Here is a 24,635-nt window from a genome sequence, read left to right on the forward strand (position 1 = left end):
CCGAGAAAACTAGTAAAAAAAACCAAAAACTATAAATTTCTGAATAATTTTATTTACTAAAATATCTCAAACCCCAGCAGGGTCTAAGGCTCATAGAATTTACACCAAAATCAGGGTTAATCTGGTAAATAGGTCGGAAAACATTTCCACTTAAATTCCTGTTTTTCTGCGCTACAATAGATTTCGTTATCAGCTTTCAGACAAATGAATCAAATCTGAAAGCAAAAAATCTAGCAGAGAAACAAAGGAGAAATTTTCTATGAAAAAATCAGTTATAGCTTTGTCAACTGCCGCTATGTTATCAATGGGTTTTTCATCATATACACAAGCAGCGAGTCATACAGTACAGTCAGGCGATACACTTTCACATCTGGCTAAAAAATACAGCACATCCGTTTCACAACTTAAAGACTGGAACAACCTGAACTCAGATCTTATCTATGTAAACCAAAAACTGGAAGTTGGCGGAGAAACAGCAGCGCCGGCACAATCGACATCTGCAAAAACGTATGTAGTAAAAAGAGGGGACTACCTTTCTAAGATTGGCAGAAACTATGGGGTGTCAGTCAGCAACCTTAAAAGCTGGAACGGCTTGAGCACCGACTTGATCTTCCCTGGCCAGCGCCTGAAGGTAAGCGCAAGCGGATCAACGTCTTCAGCACCAGCTAAAACAGTATCTTCCTTACAAGGTGACACATACACAGTAGTATCCGGTGATACACTCAGCCACATCGCGAAAAGATATGGAGTATCTGTGCAGCAAATCAAAAACAATAACGGACTAAGCAGTGACCTTATCCGTGTAGGCCAAAAACTATCAATCTCTAACACTGAAGTAGCAAAACCTGCAGTACCTGTAGTAACAAAAGTATCAGGCGCATTAAATGACAGTGTAGGCGTAATAAATGAAGCGAAGAGACATTTAGGAACACCATATGTATGGGGTGGATCAACTCCATCAGGCTTTGACTGCAGTGGTTTCATTTACTATGTTTACAAACAAGCAGGCATGAACGTCAGCAGAACGAATGCACTTGGCCTTTGGAATGAAACAACACGAGTAAGCAACCCGCAGCCGGGAGATCTTGTGTTCTTCAGCAACACATACAAGCCAGGCATTTCTCACGTAGGAATTTACTTAGGCAACAATGAGTTCATCCATTCCGGAAACAGAGGAGTAGAAGTCACAAGCTTGAGCAATACCTACTGGAACCCGAAAATCACAGGCTACACTCGCTACTAATAAAAAAACGATTCGACCCTTCCCCGCCAGGAAGGGTTTTTTCTATGTGTGCCAGGCATGGCAACTATCTAGGTGGTGAAAGTCCACTGTGGGGGTACACATCGACCAACCACTAAGGAAGCGCAAGGTACTTATTGTGAAATAAGGGCTGGAGGAAGCGTGGAATAAAATCTTGGCTCGACGAACAGAAATCTGATACAAAGGCTTTATAAAGGGATGAAGTTCCATAACAAACTAAAGTCCAAAAGATGTGCGTAACTTTATGAAGTAAATCAGGCGAGTAAAAGAGGAAAGATAGTTGTCTTACCCTGGGAGATCTTGCGGATGTACAGGAGTACAGTCGAAAAAGGTTAGTCGCAAGAAGTCAGCAGAAGCCATAGTAGTGAAGCGAATTCATGAAGGGCGGAACAATTTATAGTGTTTCGACACCACGAACGCGTAAGTGACCTACTCCGAATGTGTTAATGGTGAAAGTATGAGCGTACCTCAGAGGATAGCCAAAATACGAGATATCACTTACTACGTGAGAGGAAAGGAGAAACGAGTGTGGAACTTTTAGAACAAATCCTTAGTAATCAAAATATGAATGAAGCCTACTTGCGTGTCTATAAAAATAAAGGCGCTAGTGGGATAGATGGGGTAACGGTCGATGAACTAAAGCAATACCTGAAGGAAAACAAGGATGAATTGCGGAAGCGCATCAGAACAAGAAAATACCATCCACAAGCTGCCTTAAGAGTGGAGATCCCAAAAGAAAACGGAAAGATGCGCAAATTGGGAATACCAACAGTAGTGGACAGAGTTGTTCAACAAGCCATTCATCAAGTTCTCAGTCCGATATTTGAAGAACAGTTCAGCGAATTCAGTTACGGATTCAGACCAAAAAGAAGCTGTGAGATGGCAATTATTAAAAGCTTGGAATTTCTGAATGAAGGACATGACTGGGTTATTGATATCGATCTTGAAAGATTCTTCGACACAGTCCACCATGATAAACTGATGCGCATTATATCTCAGACAGTTGATGATGGAGATGTCATTTCATTAATTAGAAAGTACTTAGTTAGTGGAGTCATAGTAAATGGAAAGTATGAAGATACACCTGTCGGTACTCCGCAAGGAGGAAACCTCAGTCCACTACTGAGTAATATCATGTTGAACGAACTAGATACAGAACTTGAAAATAGAGGATTAAGATTCGTAAGGTACGCTGATGACTCACTTATTTTTGTGAAAAGCGAAAAAGCAGCGGACCGAGTAATGAAATCAATTGTGAAATTCATTGAGAAAAAATTAGGACTTATAGTCAACGCAGAGAAAAGTAGGATTGCCCGTCCCAAAGAACTGAAATTTCTAGGATACGGATATTATTACGACTATAAGAACAAGAAATATCAAGTGAAACCTCATCTAAGTTCAATACGGAAATTTCAAAGAAAACTTCGCCAACTCACAAAACGAAACTGGAGTGTTCCATTAGACTTTCGAATTTTGAAATTGAAACAAGTCGTTTTTGGATGGGTGAACTACTTCAGGATTGCCAATATGAAAGAAGTGACCAAACAAATAGACCAGAAGCTCCGCTCTAGAATAAGGGTCATCATCTGGAAACAATGGAAAGTTCCGAGTAAACAAATCAAATCGCTTATTCAACTAGGGATTCCGAAGGAAGAAGCGAAAGGACTAACCTTCTGCAGAAAAGGTTATCGGTTTATAGGACTTTCTAAAGTGGTCCATAGAGCAATTTCAAATGAAAGACTAAAACAGAGGGGACTCCCTTCTGTTTTAACCCATTATCTAAAAGTACACACTGTAATATAAGTTGAAGCGCCGTATACGAGACCCGTACGTACGGTGTTGTGAGAGGGGCGAAAATAATAACATGATTATTTTCCCTCTACTCGATTTACCTTATAACTACCCCCTTCCCAAAAACATAAACCTTTTTTATAAAAAAATCTTGTGAAGTTTATGGAATAATTTTCATAGAATAGTGGAAAAGCATAATGAGGGGGTATTTTATAATGAAGAAACTTGGATTTATATTCATACTGATATCACTTATTTTCATTGCCGGCTGCCAGGAAAAGCCACAGCCTGACGATCGCCTTGAAGCATATATCGACCTTTGGAATAAACGGGATTTTACCCAAATGTATAACCAGTACCTAACCGAAGAAAGTAAAGGAGTCTATGCAACGGAAGACTTCATCAATCGCTATGAAGACCTGTACGCCGACCTGGAAGTGAAAAACCTAAAGATAGCTTACATACAGCCAGAGGAAGAGCAAAATTGGGAGGAGCAGGAAAGTGTAAAACTTCCGGTCGAAATCAAAATGACTACCCTTGCAGGGGATATTCAATACAAAAAAGAAATAGAACTTATCAAGGAAACGATGGATGAAAAAGAAAACTGGTACCTCAGCTGGGAGCCTTCCCTCATCCTGCCAGATCTTGCACAGGGTGATAAAGTCAGAATCCAGACCATTCCTGCACAAAGAGGCGAGATATTCGACCGGAACGGCAACCCGCTTGCGATGAACGGAGAAGTCTATCAAATCGGGGTTGTTCCTGAAAAATTCGCTTCCGAAGATGCTGAAAAAGTTGCCCAGCTGCTGGACATCACGCCTGAATATATCAACAGCCAAATGAACCAAAGCTGGGTCAAGCCGGAGCATTTCGTCCCGCTGAAAAAAATCTCGGTCGACAACCGTGAATTGGCAGTAGAGGTAACCACCATAAATGGATTATTCAGCAAAAAGGCCGAAGCGCGGGTATACCCATACGCTGAAGTCACCGCCCACCTGATTGGCTATACTGGAAAAGTGACAGCAGAGGATCTTGAAGACCTGGAAGGCAAGGGGTATACAGGCCAATCCATCATTGGAAAAAGAGGGCTGGAAGAGCTTTATCAGGAAAAACTCCGCGGGAAGAACGGCCACGTAATATCAATTGAAAAGGAAAATGGAGACAATGTAAATGTCGCGATGACTGAGGTTCAGAACGGAGAAAATCTGACGCTTACCATTGATGCCGACATGCAGAGGTCCATTTATGAGCAGATGAAGGACGAAGCGGGAACAGCTGCGGCCATCCACCCTAATACTGGTGAGGTCCTCTCGCTGCTAAGTGTCCCATCCTTTGATCCGAATCAATTTATCTTAGGCATGTCGACGGAAAACTATCAAGCCTTACAAGAAGATCCAGACAAGCCGCTGCTCAACCGATTTGCCAATACGTATTCACCAGGTTCGACCCTGAAGCCAATCACCGCTGCCATCGGATTGAAGTCAGGAAAACTGGATCCGGCTAAAACGTACGCCATTCCGGCAAAACAATGGCAAAAAGACCGATCATGGGGAGGTTACTTTGTCACAAGGTTTTTAGATAATGACACCTCTGTCGATCTTGAAGATGCCATCAAGTTCTCCGATAACATTTATTTTGCCAGAGCAGGGCTTGATATGGGAGCCGAAACATTCCAGCAAGGCCTGAAAAATTTCGGCTTTGAAGAAGAGCTGCCATTTGCCTATCCGATTGCCAATTCTAAAATTGCCAACGAAGGGGAAATCAAAGAAGAAATCCAGCTGGCCGACTCAGCCTATGGCCAGGGGCAAATCCAGATGAGCGTTCTCCACCTCGCCAACTCATTTGGCGCCATCATCAATGACGGAATTATGATGAAACCATTGCTGCTGGACGGGTCAGAGAAGGAAGTCTGGAAAAATGATTTGCTGACAAAAAATCAAGCTGAACTCCTGAAAACGGACCTTAGAAAGGTCATCACAGAAGGAATCGCCGGAAAAGCTGCCGTCGAGGGAAGAGCCATTTCCGGAAAAACCGGAACAGCCGAAATCAAAGCCGAACAAGGCACCACAGGAAAAGAAAACGGCCTATTCGTCAGCTATGACCAAAACAAGCCTGACTTCATTCTCGCCATGCTGCTCGAAAATGTAGAGGAAAGAGGCGGGAGTACGCATACGGTTGAGGTTGCGAAGAAGTTCTATCTAAATTGGTGACTGTCACGCCCCGTTTTTTGTCGAACCATCATTCGGGTGGTGACTGTCACCACCCGAAATATGTCGAATCAACTCTTCAACGTTGAACACTCCTGAGGGGGAATCTGGCTTATGACCAAAGCAAAGAAGACAGCACTTTTCATTCTAATAATTCTATTACTTGTAACCGTTTCAGCGGGCTCAATTTTCATTTATTTCAATGAAAAGGGAGCAGGAGGGAACTTCGCAGGGAACAATAATTCCGAAGAATTCGAAGGAGAAGAAACGCAGCCTGAGGGTGATACGGAGAATCCTTTCGGGGAACCTTTTCTGTCACCTTTAAACGAAGGTATCATTCAGCAGTACATCCATGCAATGAGCCATCAGAAAGTCGAAGCTGACAAGAAATGGTCCTTTTACAGAATGACAGACGAAAGAATTCTCTACCTGCTGGGCGAATTGGATAAAGGAGATTACAAGCACGAACAAATTTACAGAGATATCCTGATAAAGTGGCATGAAGGGAACTTCAGCGAAGCGGATCACGACCACAACGAAATCTGGACCATGCTGGGCGGAACCGTCGGCAGGGCTGAAGGGCTACTGTCTAATGAGGAAGAACAGGCGTATCTAAGAAAACAAAAAACAGAACAAAGATGATTCGTGACAGTCACGCCTCGGAATTTGTCGATGGCTGTCACTTTCTTTGCAGGTATTTTCAAAAGAGAAGAGAATACTATAATAAGCCAAAACGAAAGGAAGGTGAATACATGTCCAGAAAGAAACGAAACTGGTCGCCAGAGCATTTTTACCATGTTTCAACTCGAGGCAACAGGAGAGACCCTCTCTTCCAAGACGAAAAAGATGCTGCTGCGTTCCTATCCATCCTCACTAAAGTCCACAGCAAAACCTCATTTGAAATTGCTCCTACTGCTTAATGACCAATCACTACCATCTGCAGGTCCGCTCTTCAAAAAATGATCTCTCTACTGTGATGTCCATGATCAATTGGAGATATTCAAGGTACTATAACACAAGATATTGCCTTACAGGCCATGCTTACGATGAGAGATTCTTTGCGGAGATTATTCCAAGGTCAACAAGCAACCTTAATCTAAGCCACTATATTCATATGAACCCGGTCAGGGCCAATATGGTCTCAGATCCCCTTGAATACGGTTGGAGTTCTTTCCAGTACTTCCATAACCTCTCCCGGACATACCCGTCATTCTTCAGTCCGCTCCACCTGCTCAACCATTTTGAAGGCTCCCTTTCAGAAAAGCAAAACCAGTACCTTGGTAGCTTGGAGAAGTACAAAAGTAAATACATGTAACAGCCTAAGAGAAGTGTTAAATGATCTCTCTTGATCCTCCCTACAAGAGAAGAAATATCTTTATAATAATCAATTATTCCATACTTGGTTTTCTTTAAAACAACATCTAAAAAGTTGGAATTTATGTGATTAAGAACCTTCACAAGATGGAACTTTTGAAGCATTTAGTGAAAGATAAAAAGTTTAAATTCCTTCTGGTCGGAAAAACACATAACATACTAATCTATTCAAGGGGAGATTACTTTGAAAAAATATAAATTAGCAAAAGTACTATCAGTAAGTGCATTATCTGCACTTCTCATTGCCGGCTGCGCAAATGAAGAGGGGAGTGTAGGTACTGAGGACACAGAAGAAACAGTTCAGGATGAAACCAGCGAAGAAGGACAGGAAGAAGCAGAAGAAACAGACCAATCGAATGAGCCAGAAGGATCTGAGGTTGGAACGCGTTCTAATCCTGTGCCAATGAATGAAGTCGCCACCATTGAAACAGTGACTACCGACGACTCAATGAATGAATATGAGACAACGATTGAACTATCGGTTAATGAAGTGATCAGAGGACAAGAAGCGTATCAAATGCTGACAGAAATGAATGAATATAACGAAGAAGCACCTGAAGGCTATGAATGGATGCTTGTAAACGCTAAAGTAAAAGTATTGGATTCGGAAACAGAAGATTATCCATTTATGATTGACGGCATCATGAACTTTGAGTTTGTGAGCGAAAGCGGAGATGTATACAGCGGTGATATCGTGGGTACCACAACACCGGAATTCTCATTTCAGATGTACAACGGAAGTGAAAAAGAAGGTTATTTAGCGGGCCTTGTTAAAACGGGAGAAGACGTGACCATGGCATATGATTCCTGGAATGGCGGCAAAGTATTCTTCAATCTACAATAACTAACCTAAAAATCCCCTTCTAAAAGGGGATTTTTGTTAGTGAGTTTCAAGACTAAGAAAACACTTGGTTGATGAGAGTCTCCTGATCAAGGCGATTCGACAAAAAACCGGGGTGTGACTGTCACCAATCCAAGCCCAATCCAATCCTCAAGCAATCATTTCCTTCGTAAGCCCTGATATCCCAATCACCTTCAGGAAGTGGGATATCATCTTCAACACTGTATATTTATATTCTTCAATGACGTCTAGTTCTTTTAAGACTGCGTATTTGTTTTTGCGGAAGTTATGGGGTCCGGCTGAATGAATACTCTGGGAGTTAGTGAGCGTATACGTGCAGACTGTGGCTTCTCCCACTTTCATTTTTGACGTTTCGAATTCAAAGTGGAAGACGATTGCCAGCTCATCATCGATATAAGACGGAATGACCTTCATTTCAATCTCACTCATTTTAAAACCTCCCTGATCATTTTGTAAATTAAGAATATCAAACTTTTACAAAACGGGGGTTTCGCCTAGAAGAGGGAAAATCTCCGAAAAAGGGACTATGGATTGGAAAATCGGGTTTTTCTCCAATTTATATAACTTCGGGCATATTCCTAAAAGAATATAGTGGCATCCTGCAGATAATGATAAACTGAAAAAAAGCACTCCGCTTTGGAAGTGCTTTCTTACCAGTAAGTATAGGATTTTAGTGAATGTTTGGAAGTTCAGTATTAGTCGGAGTTGCTCCAGCTCCAAAAGCTGTAGTACCTGCTACTCCAAATACTAGAAGAGAAGCTGCAAGGATTGCGATTAATTTCTTTTTCATTAGGTATTTCCTCCCTTTATTAAGTGAATGTTCATCAGATATGATAAAATATCCTTGTTAGTTATATTAAAACATATTAGAAAATTCTCATCATTTCCGGTTTAGGGGCTTTTATAAGAAATATTAGGGTGTTTATTAGGAAAATCGCCTTTATTCGAGTGAAAATATAATTATAGGCATATTTTTTAGGGGGATACGAATGGATTTTTCTGCAGTAGGCAAAAAAATTAGAGAATTACGAAAGAATATCGGGCTCTCCCAGGAAGAATTGGCTGAAGGAATCTGTACGCAGGCACAAATAAGTAAGATAGAAAAAGGGATTGTCTATCCTTATGCTTCAACGTTATATCTTATTTCCCAAAAGCTTGGAGTCGACGTCAACTACTTCTTTGATATTGGCATGACGCCGCGCCTCGATTATGTACAGGAGGTGGCGCACCAGTTGAAAGTGGCAAGGCGGACCTTTGATTATCAGGGAATCAGACAGATTGTGAAGGCTGAAGAAGAGAACCCGCTGTTTTCACAAAATAACCTAAACCTTCAACTCCTGTTATGGCACAAAGGAATCTACGAATACGAATTCGAGAAAAATGCAGAAAAAGCTATTGCAACGCTCCAAAAAGCGATCAACCTGACAAGGCAGAAAAACAAGGTATATTCAGAGAAAGAGATAGAAATCCAAATCTCCATCGGTATCATTTACTTCCAAGAAGACCTGGAAAAAGCAATGGATATTTATGAAACGATCAAGGGAGAGATTCAAATGCTTCCGAATCTCTACGACTCCACCATTAAAACACGGTTATACTACAATTACGCACGCGTGCTGACCAGGCTGCAGAAGTATGATGAGTCCATCGCACTCTGTAAGGACTCGATCGAATGGTGCATCGAGAAGGATACTATGTTCCTTCTAGGAGAACTGCACTATCAAATTGGCTATAACTACGAACTGCACGGGGAAATCCAGCAGGCAAAAGCATATATGGAAAAAGCCTTGATCGTTTTTGAATTGCAGAAGGACGACAAATACATCCAGATCATTCAAGCGAAAATTGAAGGCATGTCCAGTAAAACGCACTGACAATATTGTTGGTGCGTTAATTTATTGTAAAATATCTTTGAAAATGTGCTAACATTTTAACCAATTTGATAGAATTTAATTATCTTAATCAAGGCAGGTGCATTTAAATGCTGGAGGCATCTTTTAAAAAGATCACCGTCATCGGTACCGGATACGTAGGTTTGGTAACAGGTGCGTGTCTGGCTGAAATAGGGAACACGGTCACATGTATCGATATTGATCATAACAAGATCTGGATTCTCCAACAGGGAGAATCCCCTATTTATGAACCTGGAATTGAAGAAATGATTAGAAAGAACTTAGAGGAAGGGAGGCTTTATTTTACTGCCGATTATAGAGAGGCATGCTCAGACGCAGATTTCATCTTCATCACTGTTGGAACACCCCAAAACGGAGACGGTTCTGCAAATCTTACTTTTATAAAAAATGCTGCACAGCAAATCGGCCGGACTGTCAGGAAAAATGGAGTGGTGATCGTCACGAAGAGTACAGTTCCGGTGGGAACAAATGCGAAAGTGAAAAAGTGGGTGGCTGACTCTCTCGAAGCAGACATCTGCTTTGAGGTCGCTTCCAACCCAGAGTTCCTGCGCGAAGGCTCTGCGATTGCAGATACGTTTGAAGCGGACCGCATCGTCATCGGAATTGAATCCCAAGAAGCTGCCGACCGGATGAAAGAACTCTTCAAGCCATTTCAAACGAGGATTCTACAAACATCACTGGAAAGCGCTGAAATGATCAAGTATGCGTCCAACGCCTTTCTGGCGACCAAAATCAGCTTCATCAACGAAATCGCCAACCTTTGTGAAAAATTAGAAGCGGATATCGAGGAAGTCGAACAGGGTATGGGGATGGACTGCCGGATAGGTTCGCAGTTCCTGAAGGCTGGAATCGGATATGGGGGCTCTTGTTTTCCAAAAGACACAAATGCGCTGGTGCAAATAGCAGGGGGCATCGAGCACCAATTTGAACTTCTGGAATCCGTCATCAGGGTCAACTCCCGCCAGCAAATCAAGTTGGTGAGCAAAGCCCTTGCACACTTTGAGAAGCTTAAAGACAAAAAAGCGGCACTCTTAGGGCTCGCCTTCAAACCCAATACCGATGACATAAGGGAAGCGGCGGCTATTGAAATGATCAAACAGCTGCTCCACTACGGCGCTGAAGTTACAGTCTTTGACCCGTTCGCCATGGAAAATACAAGAGAATTGTTTGGCAATCGCATTAGGTATGCCGGCAACACCCTGGAATCCGTCAGAGGCGCTGACATGGCCTTCATCGTCACAGAATGGGAACAGTTCCGCACCTTGACCCTGGAAGCCCTGGTAAAAGAAATGAGAACCCCGGTCGTCTTCGATGGCCGCAATTGCTTCACGTTGGAAGAAGCAAGACAAGCCGGCGCCGACTACTACTCCATAGGAAGAAAGCCATTGAAGCATTCGACAAAAACCGGGTCGTGACTGTCACGCCACGGTTTTTCTTTAGGTTCCAACCCAGAATTCCCTCTCCGATTTCGACAAATTCCGGGGCGTGACAGTCACCAAATATACCACAATTTAGCTATATACAAGTCTTGGTAAACAATATAAAATATTCTAGATTTCAAATATTTTACAAGAATGTAGAGGGATGAAAGTGACAAGATGGTTGACTGCCCTTGTGGCGATTTTGGTGTTGTCGTCGGTTGCGCTGCCTTTGGAAAAGACGAGTGCCGCTTCTTTTTCAGATGTTACGATGTATCAGGAAGAGATTGAGTTTCTTACTAGTTTGCAAGTGATTAAAGGGTATGATGACTGGACATTCAAACCGGCACAGCCGATCAAAAGGATTCAAGCGGTCCAGATGATCTTAAGGGATCTGGGAGAAGAACCAGGCGGTTCGCCGAATCCGGGATTCACAGACATGAAGCCAGGGAGCTACGGATATGAAGAAGTGGCCAAGGCTGTGGAGCTTGGGATTATCTCCGGAAAAAATGACGGAAGATTCGATCCTTGGGGAACACTGACACGCGGCCAGATGGCCAAGATTTTAACCAATGCTTACGGCCTTTATGGAATCTATCCTTACGAATTCACAGATGTCCAAATCGGTTCCTGGGCGTATGAGTATGTAAGCCCTTTAGCTGCGAATAATATTACGACTGGATACGACGACGGTACGTTCAGGCCGGATATTCCACTATCAAGAGCCCATTTTGCTGTGTTTTTAGCGAGAATCATAGATCCTTCTTTCCAAAAACCTAACAACAAGCTAAAAGACAGCTTGATTGAAGGGCTGTTTGATTTTAAGGTGTTAGATTATGACGCTCATCCGACAGAGCCGATCATCTATGTCCTTGATGGCAAATCAAACTCTGTGGTTGAATTGAATATTGAAAATCAGGAAGTGAATGCTGTTGAGCTGCAGTTTCCAGTTGAAAGAATGGATTATGCAAACGGTAAAATTTTTGTAACCCAATTAAAAGGTCAACACAGCTATTATTGGTGGGATGAAGATCAAGAGGGTGCTTTTGCGGTCATCAACACAGACACGATGGAACTTGAAAACACCATCCATATTAAGCTGGATCCATATGATATTGCTGCTGATGATAATGGGGTGGTGTATGTATCTTCAGGTTCGGGACAGCATACGAACATCGAAAGCTTTAATAGTGTTACGGGAGAGAAGTTGAGTTCTCAGTCAGCGTATCAAATGACGTTGATCAGTATGCATCCTTCTCAAAACCGTCTTTATTCTATAACCACTACGGTTTCTCCGAGAAAGATAGGCAGGTACTCTATCGCAAATGGTGCTCTTACACCAGAAGTAAGGTCGCCTTACCATGGTGATTATGACCTAACTACAGATATAACAATCTCAGACGATGGAAGTTATCTATTCAATGGTACCGGCCACATATTTGAAGCTTCTGCATCACAATCTGCTGACATGGTGTTTGCAGGAAAGCTCGACCAGCCATATAAGGCAATCGCTTTCGACATCGACTATAACGAATTCTATACGGCGGACAACAACAACGTCGTCCGTGCTTACGACTACAACCTGATGAGACCGATCTACCAGTTGGATACCTACGGAAACATCCAGCACATGATCTACAAAGACAACAAACTCATCTTCTTCACAACCGTCAAACTGCCAAACTCAGCCAAGAGCTTCACTGGTTTGGAAACGATAGCTTATTAGTATGTGTGACTGCCACAATCCGAGTTTTGCAGTCAACACCTTATTTTTTGTTGAATGCCAAAAAAACCCCCTCACTCTAAATAAGTGTGAGGGGGTTCTATTAATCTCCATAATTTACAATGATGGAGTTATCTTTCTTATAGATTTGGTAACCGGAGAATCTTGAAAATTCAACATCCACTTTTGCTCCTGTCTCTATTACAACATCGACATTGGTGGAAAATCCATTTGCTTTTTGGAAGTCTTCATTCCCAGAAAAGAAATCTTTGAGGACGTCAATATCTTCAACCTCTGCACTTGCGGTTCCAGGTGAAAACAATAATAACGGTTCATTACCTTTGATAAAAGCGAACAAATCAGAGTTCTCAAGACCGTAAAGCCTTGCTCCGAACTTCTGTGCCTTCGCGGCTAATTTTTTGAATTTATCTTCATCTGTAACGTCTATATAAACATCATCTCCATGCTTAATCCGTTCAGGCTCAGGTGATGTCGTTTCATCCGAAGTTAAATCTTGAGTAGGGTCTTCTTTTTCAGGAGTAGACTCAGTATCAGATGATGAAGATCCTTCAATGGAAGAACCATCTTTATTATATTGTGGGGTGTGGTTATCTTCTGGATCGAGAGCATTTTCTGTATCTTCAGTGTCTTCAGGGATGACATTTTGTTTATCTTCCTGTTCATTATTCTGTCCTATCTTTTCAGAGGCACTTTCATCCTGCTCTTCCTTCACCGGCGGATTCTCCTCACCATTCGTAGCCGTTACCGTACTTTTAGTCCCTTGATAATGAAAAGCGCCGACAGCCAAAAACAACACCGTGAAAAAGGCAACAATTGAAAGCTTCTTCTTCATCATTCTCCCCCTTGAAAATCTAAAAATTATTCTTACTAATTAGACGATTTCAAAGAAGGAAAGTTTCGAAAATATTACAATCTGATTACATTAGGTAATAGTACCCAAAGATACTTCGGGTAATCCTATCCAATTCGGTTAATCCCAGTCACGCCCCGGAAATTGTCGAACCACAAAAAAAAAGACCCCAAAAAGGGCCTCCCAATAAATCTCTATTTCGTAATAAACATCTGCACCCAGTAATACCTGTAAGGGCCGCCTTCCGCATACCCGACTCCCATATGAGTGAAGTGCGGATTCAGCATATTCTCGCGGTGTCCCTGACTGTCCATCCAGGAAGAAACAGCGACCGAAGGAGATGAATCCCCGGCAAACAGGTTCTCACCCGCGCGCATATAAGAAACGCCGAACGATTTCAGCATATCGAACGGACTGCCATAGGTAGGGGATGTATGGGAGAAATAACCGTTAACCGCCATGTCCTTCGCTTTCAGCATCGCCACCGGCTGCACTTCAGTTGAAATCTTCAATGGAGGCGCACCAACCTTTGCGCGCTCAATGTTCGTCAGCCTCAGAATCTCAGAAGCTTGGAAGCTCTCACTTTTATAGTTCAATGTCCGGTCAATGAACACCACCATCTGGGCACGGCTCACAGAATCATTCGGGGCATAATAAGAATTGCTCACCCCGGTCGTAATTCCGCTCGCCACCAATGGTGTAACATAAGGGTAGGCCCAGAAACCAACGGGAACATCCTTGAAGACCTTGGAACTTTTACCGGTAATATCAAAAGAATTCACCAGGATCTTTGCCATCTGCCCTCTCGTTAATGATGCCGAAGGGTTAAAATAAGTTACATTATCAAAGACTCCCTCATCCGTAAGTGCTGAGATATAAGGATACGCTTCATCACTCACAGGTACATCCGCAAACTTCGGCTTTGGTCTGTTGCGCGTATCAATGTCCAACGCCCGTCCGATAATCAGTGCAGCCTGCCTCCGAGTGACCTTATAATTAGGCCTGAACGTGCCGTCATCATAACCTTTGATGATGTCCAAACTGCTAATATATGAAATTTCATCTTTAGCCCAGAAGCCGGCGGAAACATCCGTAAACCCGCCGGCAGCTTCGGTGCTCAACGATGAAAAAGGAAATACTAGGCTGAGAGTCATAAGAACCAACAATAGTTTCTTCAATCAATCTTTCCCCTTTCACTATCAAAATTTCTTTCATCCTACCGAAACCGTAACGCTACTGAAAGAGACCTACTACATATGTCGATATACCTATCAAATTAAAACCAATTATAGATAAGGCAAAAACTCTCATGATAAAAAATAGTGAATGGTTATATTGATTCATTTCGCTGCTAAATAAAGTGAGGGCAGGCTTCGTGGAAGTGGACTGAGTATCTTGTTGAAAAGATTATGCGGTTATTCACAAAAAAAAATTAAGGAAGTGAAGATCCACACCAATGAAAAGCCCCGACTAAAAAATAGCCGGGGCTTTTCATCTGATATTAATCGACAAATCTCGGGTTGTGACTGTCACGAGATCTAGTCACGAAATCTACTCAATCCCCATATGCTCCTTCAACTCACCCTGCAAGCGAGCAATTTCTCCCTCAGATATCACAAAGTAATAGATTCCATCAATCTTAGTGCCGGATCCGTCTTCGATCTGGATTTGATTGATATCCTTTGCTGCCGCTTTGTAGTGTTTCTGGATGTCGATCATCTGGTCGAAGGTCAGGTCGGTTTTGACATTGTTGCCAAGTGCATCGAAGATATTGTCAAATTTCCACAGGCTTGAGACACTTGCGCCTTCCTGGATGATTCCCTGGATGATCTGGCGCTGGCGCTGCTGCCTGCCGAAGTCGCCGCGCGGGTCTTCGTATCTCATCCGGGTAAAAGCCAAAGCTTCTGCACCGCTCAATGTCACTTCGCCCTTAGGAAAATCATAACCGCCGGAAGAGAAGCTCAGGTCATTCTGAACCGTGATGCCGCCGACTGCATCGACGATCTCCTTAAAACCTTCCATATTAATCTGAACAAAATGATCGATCGGAATATCCAACAGATTCTCCACCGTATCCATTGCCATTTCCACTCCGCCGAAAGCATACGCGTGGTTGATCTTATCTCTTGTTCCGTGGCCAATAATGTCGGTGAGTGTATCACGCGGAATGCTCAGCATTTTCACGGACTCTGCTTCAGGATTCACCGTCAATACGATCATGGTATCTGAACGCCCTTTATCGCCTTCACGTTCATCTACACCCATCAGCAGCACAGAGAACGGCTCGCGGGAACTGAACTCCACATCCTTCGTCCGCAGGGAAGATTCCCGTTCCGTCGGAGTATGCATCGTTTCAACGGCCTTATTCAATGAATGGTAGACACTATAGGCATAAGCACCGCCGCCAATCAGCAGGACCAGCAGGAGGATGCCGGTCACCTTCAGCCAGGTGCGCTTCTTCTTTTTATGTTTATCTGTTCTCATTTCGAGTAACCTCACTTTTATTCAAACTAAAGAATAGAATAGCAAATTACCGTAAAAATAGATAGATGCCATAAAAAAAACCTTCCGTTCAGGAAGGTTTATTCCGCGATAAAAAAGTCTGTTAAAAATTGTGCCACACTTCGGAAGGTATTCATCTCGAATATCATACATATGCTTGACTGTGGTAGATCAACCTCTTTTTCGAGGGGGGGTAATCGAGGAAGAAAGCTTTTTCAGCTTTCGGTTAAACTCAATAATCATTAACTCTGGTGTCATGGGCAATACTTTCAGCATCGTCATTTGAATCTCTTCTTTCCATGAAATAATCACTCTGTTTATTTACGATAAATATATAACTCATACAAATTATCAGTAGGTTAATAGGTCGGAATTCATTGGTTTTATGTGGTGGACGGGGAGCGTATGAGAGACAGAGGGACACATGAAAATCGGTTGTTCTTCATAAAAGACATGTCATCGTGACATGTCTTTTTTCTTTCCCTTCCATTATTGATTCTTCATCTCTTGCGGCAGCAGCCTAATAGATGCAATGACAGCTTCAAGCTTCGTTTCTATTCTATGAAGCAGATACATTGTCACGACAATCGGAAATCCCACTTCTGAGACGAACGAAATCACTTGTTCCAAAATGGTCACCTCCTTCAGTTTTTTTATAAAAAAAGGTGCCCTTTAGCCAAAGCCGAGGGGCACCTTTCATCCATTACACTTCGTATTCCGTGACATTACGCTCGATCACACGAGCGCCCTCAACAGCTACAAGAGCACCACTGTTGCTTTGGAAGACATTCGTTGCGATTAATGTGTCCATTACCTGCATTACTTGTTCAGTATCTACTGGCTCGACAGGGTCATTAATTGAAATTCGTGCCGTTTTTCCAAGCTGGGTAAGAAATTGCAGTTCCAATGTTTTAGCCATTACGTTTCACCTCCTTCCTATTAATCTTCAACACTCCTTACGCGTTGATGTCATAACTGTCATTCTTCTCGATCTGCACAAGCGGCTTTTCGCTTAATCCCGCTAGAGATTGAGCAGCTTGAAGTATTTCGTCTGGTGTTGAAGAGTAGTTGATATTGGAGTAAGTCTTGTTTGAGTACTGCGGCTTGCCATTCTCATCCACTCCGTTATCATAGACCATTCTCAGTTTAATACTTGTTAAATCTGAAGTTGCCATTTGCCTCACCTCCCTTCAGTTTCTATATAGAGAGGAGGGAAGGAAAAGGACACCCCGGATTTTTAATTTTTCAGGACAAAGTAAATCGGTACCTTTCTGGCGGCTGTTATCTTAAAAGGAATAATGACTCAACGTCCTCGCGGTTTCCTCCATTTCTGCACGTTACTCTTAAGCTAATCACTGGATACGACAGTCGGCTATCAGGTGTGATCAGTAACAGATTTGATATTCAGCCTTTCTTATAATCGATAGTCTTACAGACATATCAGTAAAGGAAAATAGAAGGTTAAGAGGCAATCCGAAAACGTGTAAGGGTGACAGAAAAGGCAGTATGACCTTTATGGGCAGCAGACTTGCAGCGGCACGGGTCCATATGACCTATTGATGAAAAGCAGCTTTCAAGGAACCAACATCTGCTGCTTCTCTCCCCGACTATAGTAAAGGATTTGGTTTTGGTGGATGAGATAAAAGTAGAAAGAGGGTAATACATACGGTCATATTAATTACTTGCAGAGGGGTTTGATTTATGTGGCGCACGGCAACTTTAAGGTTCCGGTCGAAGAGCACGATTAAGCGTAGCGGCAACTACCTAATGGAGCTTGGATTTTTAAAGCGGAAGCGAAATACGGGACGCTTTGACAATTTGTCAGGGTAATAGGGAAGGATTTTTTTAAAAACGGCAGAACGGCTGCTGAACAGTTGGAGTACGACGGGAAAGCAGCTGCTGTACAACAAGAAGAACTTAAGAAAGATAAAAAAGAAAAAGAGATAAGAAATCGATACTCAATTGAAACCCTGGGGGACAGATTTACTTAAGATGAAAATCAGTTACCACTTTTCAGAAGGTTTTACAGCAACACCCTGACATTAAGGACAAGGGACCTAGCCCGAAAAAGCTAACCATTGACGAATGATACCCATATACCCGAAGGAAACATTATCAAGAGCTATCAATCTATTCATCATGGCCATCTTGATTTTTACCTTGAAGATATGTACTGGCTTTCTTGGAAAGGGATCTATCAGTTTTTGAAGTATTCGGATGGATGTTCCCAACAGGATAACCTCGTTATTCAGGGTGTAATGAGAGTATTAGAAAGGAAGAATCTTGTCAGTTTTGAAGGGTTTTCACAACTGTTAACGGTTGATGCTGCCTCCTGGCAGTATAACCAACCGCCTGAACTATGAATTGGTCTTTTGAAGAGTATATAAATTTCTGAGTGGAATTATAGGAGGGGATAAGAATGCAACAGGAGATCATTAAGTCAATAGAGGATGTACGGTCAGTGGTGGACAACTCGATATTATTGTTAAGGGATTTAGACTCTATCTTTTCAGGGGGGAATCCTCTTCCTGTGCTTGGGAATGCTCCTAGGACCGAATCAAGCAAGAATATCAACCAGTCACCAAATGCTAATGGTACTTTTATTCCTCAATTCATGTTTTAGCCGTATAGCAATAAAGATAAATTAGAAAGAAGGAAATAATGCAAGTCATTGCAGTGAACATCCAGTTTTTCCATTCCCGACACCCTTCTATGCCACACTTTTGATTGCAGGATCCTTTACCTTTGCAGAGCCAGTGAAAGATCCTAAAACAGTACTTGGCAACTGGTGGCTGAAACATGCCGCACTGGAGGTAGATTCCTATGAGGACTTAATTGATGAGAAATCAACTCACGTACTCCTTTTGAAAAAGATTCCACGATTGTGTCGTTCTTTGTGCTACCTATATTAAATATTAAGAGGAGAGCGGATTTGGTGGTAGTTGTTGAACTGTTGTTTATAATAGCTAGTCTGAAAGAATGAAGGACAGGGGGACTTATTTAACAAGGTATTAGATGTGGAACTCGGAAATGAATGCATGAGATCAAGACTATAAACCTTGATCTCATGCGTTTTTTTGAAGTTATATACATAAATCAACTAGTTTTGAACTTATTTTCTGCCTCTTTTTAATGTTCACAGTTTCTTAATTGTGAAGTTATCATTAAGCAATGCCCAGTAGCTGACTCCGCGCAGGTTGTATTGCTTGATCATATCGAACTTGGCTTGCGCACTGCGGGCATCCTCGAACCATACTTCATGGCCTTGGCCTTGTTCATCTACATAACGGACGTATGGTGACTGGGTGGTTGTGTCGTATTGAATGGTCGCTCCGTATTTTACGGCGCGGCGAATGGCTTCTTGCGGGCTGAAGGTTTCGGCTTCTGTTCCTTGAACGTGCAGGATCTTCCAATCACGAGCGTATATTTGGAAGCCTAAGAAGATTTTTTCAGCAGGCATGACCGACAGTGCATATTCGACGACACGACTCATCTGGTTGATCGGCGATATGGCTTGCGGCGGTCCCATTCGGTAGTCCCATTCATAGGTCATGAGTACGACAAAGTCGGCGATCCTTCCGTGTGCCTCATAGTCATGGGCGGTATACAGCAGTCCTGCCTAAGCGGCACTTACTTTCGGGGCTACCGCAGTTGAGAGGAAATATCTTTGCGGGTGAAGGCGGTCGACTGCCTGCTGGAGGAATTGGTTATACAGCCCGCGGTCCTCGGGCAGTACATTTTCAAAGGCGATGTTAAGTCCCTGATAGCCTTTGGCTTTCATTATTCTGAGTGCGTCACTTAACAGGTTTTCTCTATATTCCGGAGTGGCGAGAACGTGTGAGCGAGGTTGGACCCGGCTTCCGTTGTGGTGAAGTTGGTGATCGACAGGATAGGGGCCACATTATTTTCTAGCGCCGTTTCGACCATTAATTCATCACGCATTGGACTGAGAGTTCCGTTCTGCGTAATCATATAGGCGAACGGACTGAGATACGTAAGGAGCGGGTTTAATTCTTCTATTGATTGAGCTGCTGCTTCAGGTGCCTGGTATGTATAGGCATTGGCTTCTATGGACGGTTTGGAACTCGGGATGGCCAGCTGGATTCCAGGATAGATCAGATTAGGGTTCTCCATTTGATTTTCTGGGGGGAGATGCAGGAAGGATGAGATCCACGTCACTCAATTTGTTCATTTTGATTTTCACTCAAATGCTTTTCAGAAACTTTTAAAAATACTAGCTGGCTCATTTTTACTATAGTAAAGTATTACTAAATAAATTTGGGTATTTTACCCAAAGGATGGATGAAGACCCTATTAAACATATAAGAAAGGGATGGTAAGGATGGAAATTGACACTTTATGGGATGAGGTTGTTCAAATTGCTGGGTCTAAGAAAAGAGTTTCAACCTTAAAGGGGAAAGCAGCGGCTAATATTATCTCAGTAGAAGAAAATGGGAGAGTGCGGCAGAAGTTTGTAAAGAAGCCATTAGTGGAACGGTATGTGTTAGGTTTGATGAAACTCGTACCTGCCTTTGAAGACATTTATTAAGCTTAAATAAAGTGGAGCTGCACTTATATTGCAGACAGATCTATTAATGAACTGCTGCAAGCTTTATGCAGAAAGGAAATCATACCGGAAATTCTTCAATATCCAATACCTTAAAGACAAGCTTGGAGCGGGACCTTTCTCTATTTATAGAGTGGCAATTCCGCGGTTTATTCATGGTCTAGCATTTATAACAACTTGTACATTAGCTACAGGGAAATTCCTGTTTAATGGGTGGAGGGAGAGTGTACAATTGTTCAGAGACGACAGAAAATCGGTATCAGCTTCCATAGAAGGAAGCTGATAATCATATCTGGATTCACGCAATCGTCAATACTTCATGTTTACTGGCAAGTTCAATGAAATGCCCCATTCCGCTGATTTCTCCGACAATTAACTGTTCTTCCACTTCATAATAGTCAACGCAGGTCTTGCAAGCGTAAACCGGTACACCTTGTTCGGCGATCTCTTTTAAATGGACAGAGACAAGCGACTGCTCGGTTAGCGTCAATACTCCGCGGTTCATTAAAAAAATCGCTTCCGGCTTTTCATCACGTTGTTTTAATAAGGTGATGAAGGTTTCTAGCACTCCTTCGCCAAGGTCTTTATCTCCGTTGCCAAGTTGGTCGGAACTGACTAGGATCACTTTGTTTTTCATATGTATAATCTCCTTTTTGACAGGACGATAGGCACAGAGGGACAGAGCTGTCCATCTGACTCCCTCTGTATCGCCATGGCCCCTTATATTTTGACTTGGTTATTGTCCCAATATTGAGAGCGCAATTCAACCTTCAGGATTTTACCGGATGGGTTGCGCGGCAGCTCTTTTACAAAGTCAACGGATTTTGGCTTCTTGTAGCTGGCGATTTTTCCTTCGCAGTAATTGATAATTTCTTCTTCTGAGAGGGCTGTTCCTTCTCGTGGAACGACGATCGCTTTGACGGATTCTCCCCATACCGGATCCGGGATCCCGATAACGGCGACATCAAGGATGCCAGGGTGTGAATAAAGCGCTTCTTCAATTTCCCTTGGATAGATGTTGACACCGCCGCTGATCAGCATATCCTTCTTGCGGTCGACGATATAATAATATCCTTCTTCATCCTGCAGGGCCATGTCACCGACTGTGAAGTAGCCGTCTCTGAAAGAAGCTTCGTTGGCTTCTGGATTTTTATAATATTCATCCAGCAAATAGGGAGATTTGATATATAATTCGCCGATTTCACCGGTTTGCACAGGCTTTTTTTCATCATCTAAAATCAGGCATTCGACCAGCGGGAACGGCTGTCCGACACAGCGGTCTTGTCGGCGGATATCTTTCGGTTTGATGTTAAGGGTGATGGCACTTTCGGTTGATCCGTAAAATTCATGAAGGTCGACTTCCGGGAAGAAATCAAGGACATCCAGCTTCGTTTGCGTTGGCAGGGCGGACCCGGCCGAAATCAACACCCTCATGGAGCTGACATCATACTTGGCCTTCGTTTCTCCGTCCAAACTCACAAGGAAGTTGAACATTGTCGGCGCCATGAACGTGTTGGTCGCTTTGTATTTCTCTACATCGGCAAGGAATTCTTCTGGATCAAAGGACTCCTGGATGACGAGGGTGCCGCCAGAAATCAACTGCATCATCAGGAAGATCCATGGGGCAGCGTGGTAGATAGGGCCAGGCACGATATGAATATCGGATTCATCGATTTTGTATTCATAAGCGGCAGCCATACCCGTGAGCATGCGAGAGCGGTGGGAGATTACCACACCTTTTGGTTTTCCGGTCGTCCCCGACGTGTAGCCAAGGTAAAGAGTATCTGTTTCATCTACATGTACTTCAGGTTCTGCTATGGATCCCCGTTCGATGAAAGTTTCATAATTGATCATGTTTTCTTGTGATGTACCATCAACCACTATCACATCTTCTAAACCATTTAATTGAGGGAAGAGTTTTTCGATTTCAGCTGCGTATTCATTGGTTGTGATGAAGCCGCGGCTTTCTGAGTTTGTAACGATATACTCAATCTCTGAACCTACTAACCTATAGTTGATAGGAACGATTATGACGCCTATCTTTGACAGTGCGGTGATGATTTCTATGTAAGCGGAATGGTTCTTCATCATCACAGAAACTTTGTCGCCCTTCTTATAACCTTTAGAAAGGAAAGCGTTTGCGAGTTGGTTTGCGCGATTGTTCAGTTGACTATAGGACCAGCGCTGATCCTTGAAAATCATTGCGTCTTTTTCCCTGAATTTCTTTGCATTCTGATTCATAATCGATCCAAACGTTAGCACACTAGCACATCCTTTTTGAAGTGAGTTTAGGTATATGGATATTGTACAAAATATTCAGATAATAGACAAATAAAGAAGGATGGGCTCAGCCTGCCCATCCAAAGACTTCGTTTGCTATTTGGTTTATTATTGGCTTTTCCTGTGGTGAGAGAACATCCAGGTTTGCAATTATGGGTAGTCCCGTCTCAGATGGAGTGTTTTTTACGATAGAAACGGCCGCTCCTTTTGGTACAAAATCAAAGATGTCCTGCACATCTTCATTTAAGAGTCGGATACATCCGAGTGATTTTTCCTTGCTGATGGATTCTGTATCGTAGGTGCCGTGGATGGCATACTCGCCCATTCCGAGTCCTGCTTCACCAAACATATTTTTGTGAATTCCCTCAGGCTGCAATACCCTGTTTTGAACGAAGAATGTTCCTTCAGGAGTGGAGTCGTTTTTGCCAAGACCGACTGTTTTCTTGCTTATTATATAGGGGGAGCTTTCAACCATAAGGGTAAACGAGTCTTTGGCGATGGTCACCTTAACCGGATTGAACGGAATTTTTACCGAGGAATTCGAGGATTTTTCCTTAATATTTGGATAGATCATTTCGTCTAAAGTTTCAGCATTCTTATTGTAGACCCAGCCCCCATTACCGGAAAAAGCGGGGGAGGCCTGGTTCGAGTTTAAAAAGAGTTCTTTTGGAATAAAGCTGAGATAATTGTCGGGATAATCACCTGCAAGAGAGGCAAGCTCAGGAGGGGGCGTCCCCTTTTCATCAATATATGCCTTCAAAGCAGTCCTCAACAGGTTTGTACTGATGTAGGTATGTGAATAGGCGTCGTTCGATGCGTGAAGATTCTTTAAGAAACGTATCCGGACAGGTTGATCAAGTGTGGAATTGTATTCAGCAATGACGAACGCCTGATCTTTTATTTGAGCACTCTTTAAAGGCAGCACTTCCAGCGACAGGTCAGCATCCGTTGTCATAACACCATACAAAAGCACATTCTTATTTGATAGCTCATTGCCCATGCTGACGGCTCTATCATATAATGACTCCTCAACTTCTTTGGGTGTGGTATCTTCTGGGAAGTAGAAAACATAAGGGATATCTTCACTTTCATATACAACTTCCATGCCCGTATCCCAATCCAGCAAGCTCGAAGCCATCATTCTCATCGAGTCCGCTTTCCAGAGTACCATTCCTAAAATAAAAAGGTTTAATAAGACAAGAGACGCAATGACGGTTTTCAGGTGAAAGGGTATTTTAGTGGGGACTTCCAGTTCGTGATCATGATCCACTGATTTCATCAGTTCCTCAATGGACTTACAGGCTGTTTTCGCCTTGAAATAGTAGGGGGAGTCCGTCTGAGCGGCTTTTTGATAGTGATGATAAGCCTTGGCCAACACTCCTTCTTCTTCCCACTTTTTTGCAAGGTGGTAGTGAGCCTCAGGAGATTGAGGGTCTTTATACCGGAGGAATTTTTCAAAATACTGAGGGTCGCTTTTCGATATATATAGATTTTTGTGCAGTTTTACCAGGTTCTTTTTTACATGGCTGTCAAAAAGGCTCATGTTCTATCCTTCCTTTCTTTAAAGTCTCAGGAATCTGTCCCCTAAAAAAGGAGCAGGGGTTCACGTACTTTATTATGCTCTTCTTGTTCTTTATAATGAACTTAGTGTTAAACATACTGTACAATATTTAAAGGGGAAAGTAAAGAGAATTTTCTTTATTAAGAACAATAGGGTGGTAGAAGAAGTCGGGGCTTGGAACATAAGCAATTAGGTTCTGTATGGTACGAAGAGTGTGTAAGTTTTATACAGCTAATCTATTAACAGGTTAAAGGTGGAGGAGGTCTTGACACTGTTCTTCAAGGAAATATTCAGTAGGATTTAGG

Annotated in this window: 23 protein-coding genes and 2 pseudogenes; 13 read left to right on the forward strand and 12 right to left on the reverse strand. The window is 42.7% G+C overall.

Translation table 11 applies throughout. From position 1 onward, the window contains the following. Positions 1-259 precede the first annotated feature (259 nt). The 6 genes and pseudogenes from M1E09_RS01300 to M1E09_RS01325 form a co-directional block, all read left to right on the forward strand. Positions 260-1,243 carry a LysM peptidoglycan-binding domain-containing protein gene (locus tag M1E09_RS01300; protein WP_456273108.1) on the forward strand — a complete coding sequence of 328 codons (984 nt, stop codon included), beginning with the start codon at positions 260-262 and terminating at the stop codon, positions 1,241-1,243. Positions 1,244-1,789: 546 nt separating this feature from the next. Continuing rightward, complete coding sequence (gene ltrA / locus M1E09_RS01305; RefSeq protein ID WP_456273109.1) at positions 1,790-3,064, forward strand: group II intron reverse transcriptase/maturase; 1,275 nt, start codon at positions 1,790-1,792, stop codon at positions 3,062-3,064. Positions 3,065-3,267: 203 nt separating this feature from the next. After that, on the forward strand, positions 3,268-5,262 hold the full coding sequence (locus tag M1E09_RS01310) for a penicillin-binding transpeptidase domain-containing protein (RefSeq protein WP_456273110.1): 1,995 nt from the start codon (positions 3,268-3,270) through the stop codon (positions 5,260-5,262). Positions 5,263-5,373: 111 nt separating this feature from the next. Continuing rightward, positions 5,374-5,901 (forward strand): DUF6241 domain-containing protein, encoded by a 528-nt coding sequence (locus tag M1E09_RS01315; RefSeq protein WP_456273111.1) that lies wholly within the window; start codon positions 5,374-5,376, stop codon positions 5,899-5,901. Positions 5,902-6,011: 110 nt separating this feature from the next. Then, positions 6,012-6,179 carry a hypothetical protein gene (locus M1E09_RS01320; RefSeq protein WP_456273112.1) on the forward strand — a complete coding sequence of 56 codons (168 nt, stop codon included), beginning with the start codon at positions 6,012-6,014 and terminating at the stop codon, positions 6,177-6,179. Continuing rightward, a pseudogene (locus M1E09_RS01325) lies at positions 6,179-6,316 on the forward strand (transposase); the annotation flags it as partial. The gene M1E09_RS01320 and the pseudogene M1E09_RS01325, both read left to right, overlap by 1 nt. A gap of 53 nt (positions 6,317-6,369) precedes the next feature. Here M1E09_RS01325 and M1E09_RS01330 read toward each other — a convergent pair. Continuing rightward, positions 6,370-6,717 (reverse strand): hypothetical protein, encoded by a 348-nt coding sequence (locus M1E09_RS01330; protein ID WP_456275061.1) that lies wholly within the window; start codon positions 6,715-6,717, stop codon positions 6,370-6,372. Between the two features lie 100 nt (positions 6,718-6,817). Between M1E09_RS01330 and M1E09_RS01335 the strand changes: the two genes are divergently transcribed. Beyond that, positions 6,818-7,477, forward strand: a complete 660-nt coding sequence (locus M1E09_RS01335) for a hypothetical protein (protein WP_456273113.1) — start codon at positions 6,818-6,820, stop codon at positions 7,475-7,477. A gap of 147 nt (positions 7,478-7,624) precedes the next feature. Here M1E09_RS01335 and M1E09_RS01340 read toward each other — a convergent pair whose 3' ends face one another. Beyond that, complete coding sequence (locus M1E09_RS01340) at positions 7,625-7,924, reverse strand: hypothetical protein (RefSeq protein ID WP_456273114.1); 300 nt, start codon at positions 7,922-7,924, stop codon at positions 7,625-7,627. A gap of 560 nt (positions 7,925-8,484) precedes the next feature. Between M1E09_RS01340 and M1E09_RS01345 the strand changes: the two genes are divergently transcribed. The 3 genes from M1E09_RS01345 (at position 8,485) to M1E09_RS01355 (ending at position 12,552) form a co-directional block, all read left to right on the forward strand. After that, on the forward strand, positions 8,485-9,369 hold the full coding sequence (locus tag M1E09_RS01345) for a helix-turn-helix domain-containing protein (protein WP_456273115.1): 885 nt from the start codon (positions 8,485-8,487) through the stop codon (positions 9,367-9,369). Positions 9,370-9,476: 107 nt separating this feature from the next. Next, complete coding sequence (locus tag M1E09_RS01350; RefSeq protein ID WP_456273116.1) at positions 9,477-10,823, forward strand: UDP-glucose dehydrogenase family protein; 1,347 nt, start codon at positions 9,477-9,479, stop codon at positions 10,821-10,823. Positions 10,824-10,998: 175 nt separating this feature from the next. Next, the gene (locus M1E09_RS01355) at positions 10,999-12,552 is read left to right on the forward strand and encodes an S-layer homology domain-containing protein (protein ID WP_456273117.1); all 1,554 of its coding nucleotides are present in this window, start codon (positions 10,999-11,001) and stop codon (positions 12,550-12,552) included. 100 nt (positions 12,553-12,652) lie between these two features. On the opposite strand, the gene M1E09_RS01360 is transcribed toward M1E09_RS01355, so the two are convergent. From M1E09_RS01360 to M1E09_RS01385, 6 genes are all read right to left on the reverse strand, one after another. Next, the gene (locus M1E09_RS01360) at positions 12,653-13,405 is read right to left on the reverse strand and encodes a hypothetical protein (RefSeq protein WP_456273118.1); all 753 of its coding nucleotides are present in this window, start codon (positions 13,403-13,405) and stop codon (positions 12,653-12,655) included. A gap of 209 nt (positions 13,406-13,614) precedes the next feature. Beyond that, complete coding sequence (locus tag M1E09_RS01365; RefSeq protein ID WP_456273119.1) at positions 13,615-14,598, reverse strand: S-layer homology domain-containing protein; 984 nt, start codon at positions 14,596-14,598, stop codon at positions 13,615-13,617. Positions 14,599-14,971: 373 nt separating this feature from the next. Further along, on the reverse strand, positions 14,972-15,904 hold the full coding sequence (gene tagU, locus M1E09_RS01370) for a polyisoprenyl-teichoic acid--peptidoglycan teichoic acid transferase TagU (RefSeq protein WP_456273120.1): 933 nt from the start codon (positions 15,902-15,904) through the stop codon (positions 14,972-14,974). Between the two features lie 507 nt (positions 15,905-16,411). Next, positions 16,412-16,552: a YvrJ family protein gene (locus tag M1E09_RS01375; RefSeq protein WP_456273121.1), complete on the reverse strand. Its 141-nt coding sequence runs from the start codon at positions 16,550-16,552 to the stop codon at positions 16,412-16,414. Positions 16,553-16,625: 73 nt separating this feature from the next. Further along, positions 16,626-16,841 carry a DUF2922 domain-containing protein gene (locus M1E09_RS01380; protein WP_456273122.1) on the reverse strand — a complete coding sequence of 72 codons (216 nt, stop codon included), beginning with the start codon at positions 16,839-16,841 and terminating at the stop codon, positions 16,626-16,628. A gap of 37 nt (positions 16,842-16,878) precedes the next feature. Continuing rightward, complete coding sequence (locus M1E09_RS01385; protein ID WP_456273123.1) at positions 16,879-17,097, reverse strand: DUF1659 domain-containing protein; 219 nt, start codon at positions 17,095-17,097, stop codon at positions 16,879-16,881. 903 nt (positions 17,098-18,000) lie between these two features. Here M1E09_RS01385 and M1E09_RS01390 point away from each other — a divergent pair. Together M1E09_RS01390 and M1E09_RS01395 are read left to right on the forward strand one after the other, a co-directional pair. Then, on the forward strand, positions 18,001-18,285 hold the full coding sequence (locus tag M1E09_RS01390) for a hypothetical protein (protein ID WP_456273124.1): 285 nt from the start codon (positions 18,001-18,003) through the stop codon (positions 18,283-18,285). Positions 18,286-18,341: 56 nt separating this feature from the next. Further along, on the forward strand, positions 18,342-18,545 hold the full coding sequence (locus M1E09_RS01395; protein ID WP_456273125.1) for a hypothetical protein: 204 nt from the start codon (positions 18,342-18,344) through the stop codon (positions 18,543-18,545). Between the two features lie 513 nt (positions 18,546-19,058). On the opposite strand, the pseudogene M1E09_RS01400 reads toward M1E09_RS01395, so the two are convergent. Continuing rightward, positions 19,059-20,065: pseudogene (locus M1E09_RS01400) on the reverse strand (glycosyl hydrolase family 18 protein); the annotation flags it as partial. A 199-nt stretch (positions 20,066-20,264) separates the two neighbouring features. Between M1E09_RS01400 and M1E09_RS01405 the strand changes: the two are divergent. Next, complete coding sequence (locus M1E09_RS01405; protein WP_456273126.1) at positions 20,265-20,471, forward strand: hypothetical protein; 207 nt, start codon at positions 20,265-20,267, stop codon at positions 20,469-20,471. Between the two features lie 316 nt (positions 20,472-20,787). Here the strand turns inward: M1E09_RS01405 and M1E09_RS01410 are convergent, their stop codons facing one another. The 3 genes from M1E09_RS01410 to M1E09_RS01420 all read right to left on the reverse strand — a co-directional run bounded on the left by M1E09_RS01410 (position 20,788) and on the right by M1E09_RS01420 (position 24,312). Continuing rightward, positions 20,788-21,126, reverse strand: coding sequence for a DsrE family protein (locus tag M1E09_RS01410; RefSeq protein WP_456273127.1), 339 nt, complete (start codon positions 21,124-21,126; stop codon positions 20,788-20,790). Between the two features lie 83 nt (positions 21,127-21,209). Further along, on the reverse strand, positions 21,210-22,751 hold the full coding sequence (locus M1E09_RS01415; protein ID WP_456273128.1) for a class I adenylate-forming enzyme family protein: 1,542 nt from the start codon (positions 22,749-22,751) through the stop codon (positions 21,210-21,212). Between the two features lie 85 nt (positions 22,752-22,836). Next, positions 22,837-24,312, reverse strand: coding sequence for a L,D-transpeptidase (locus tag M1E09_RS01420; protein ID WP_456273129.1), 1,476 nt, complete (start codon positions 24,310-24,312; stop codon positions 22,837-22,839). Positions 24,313-24,635: the final 323 nt, after the last annotated feature.

This window comes from Bacillus sp. AK031, assembly GCF_053903065.1.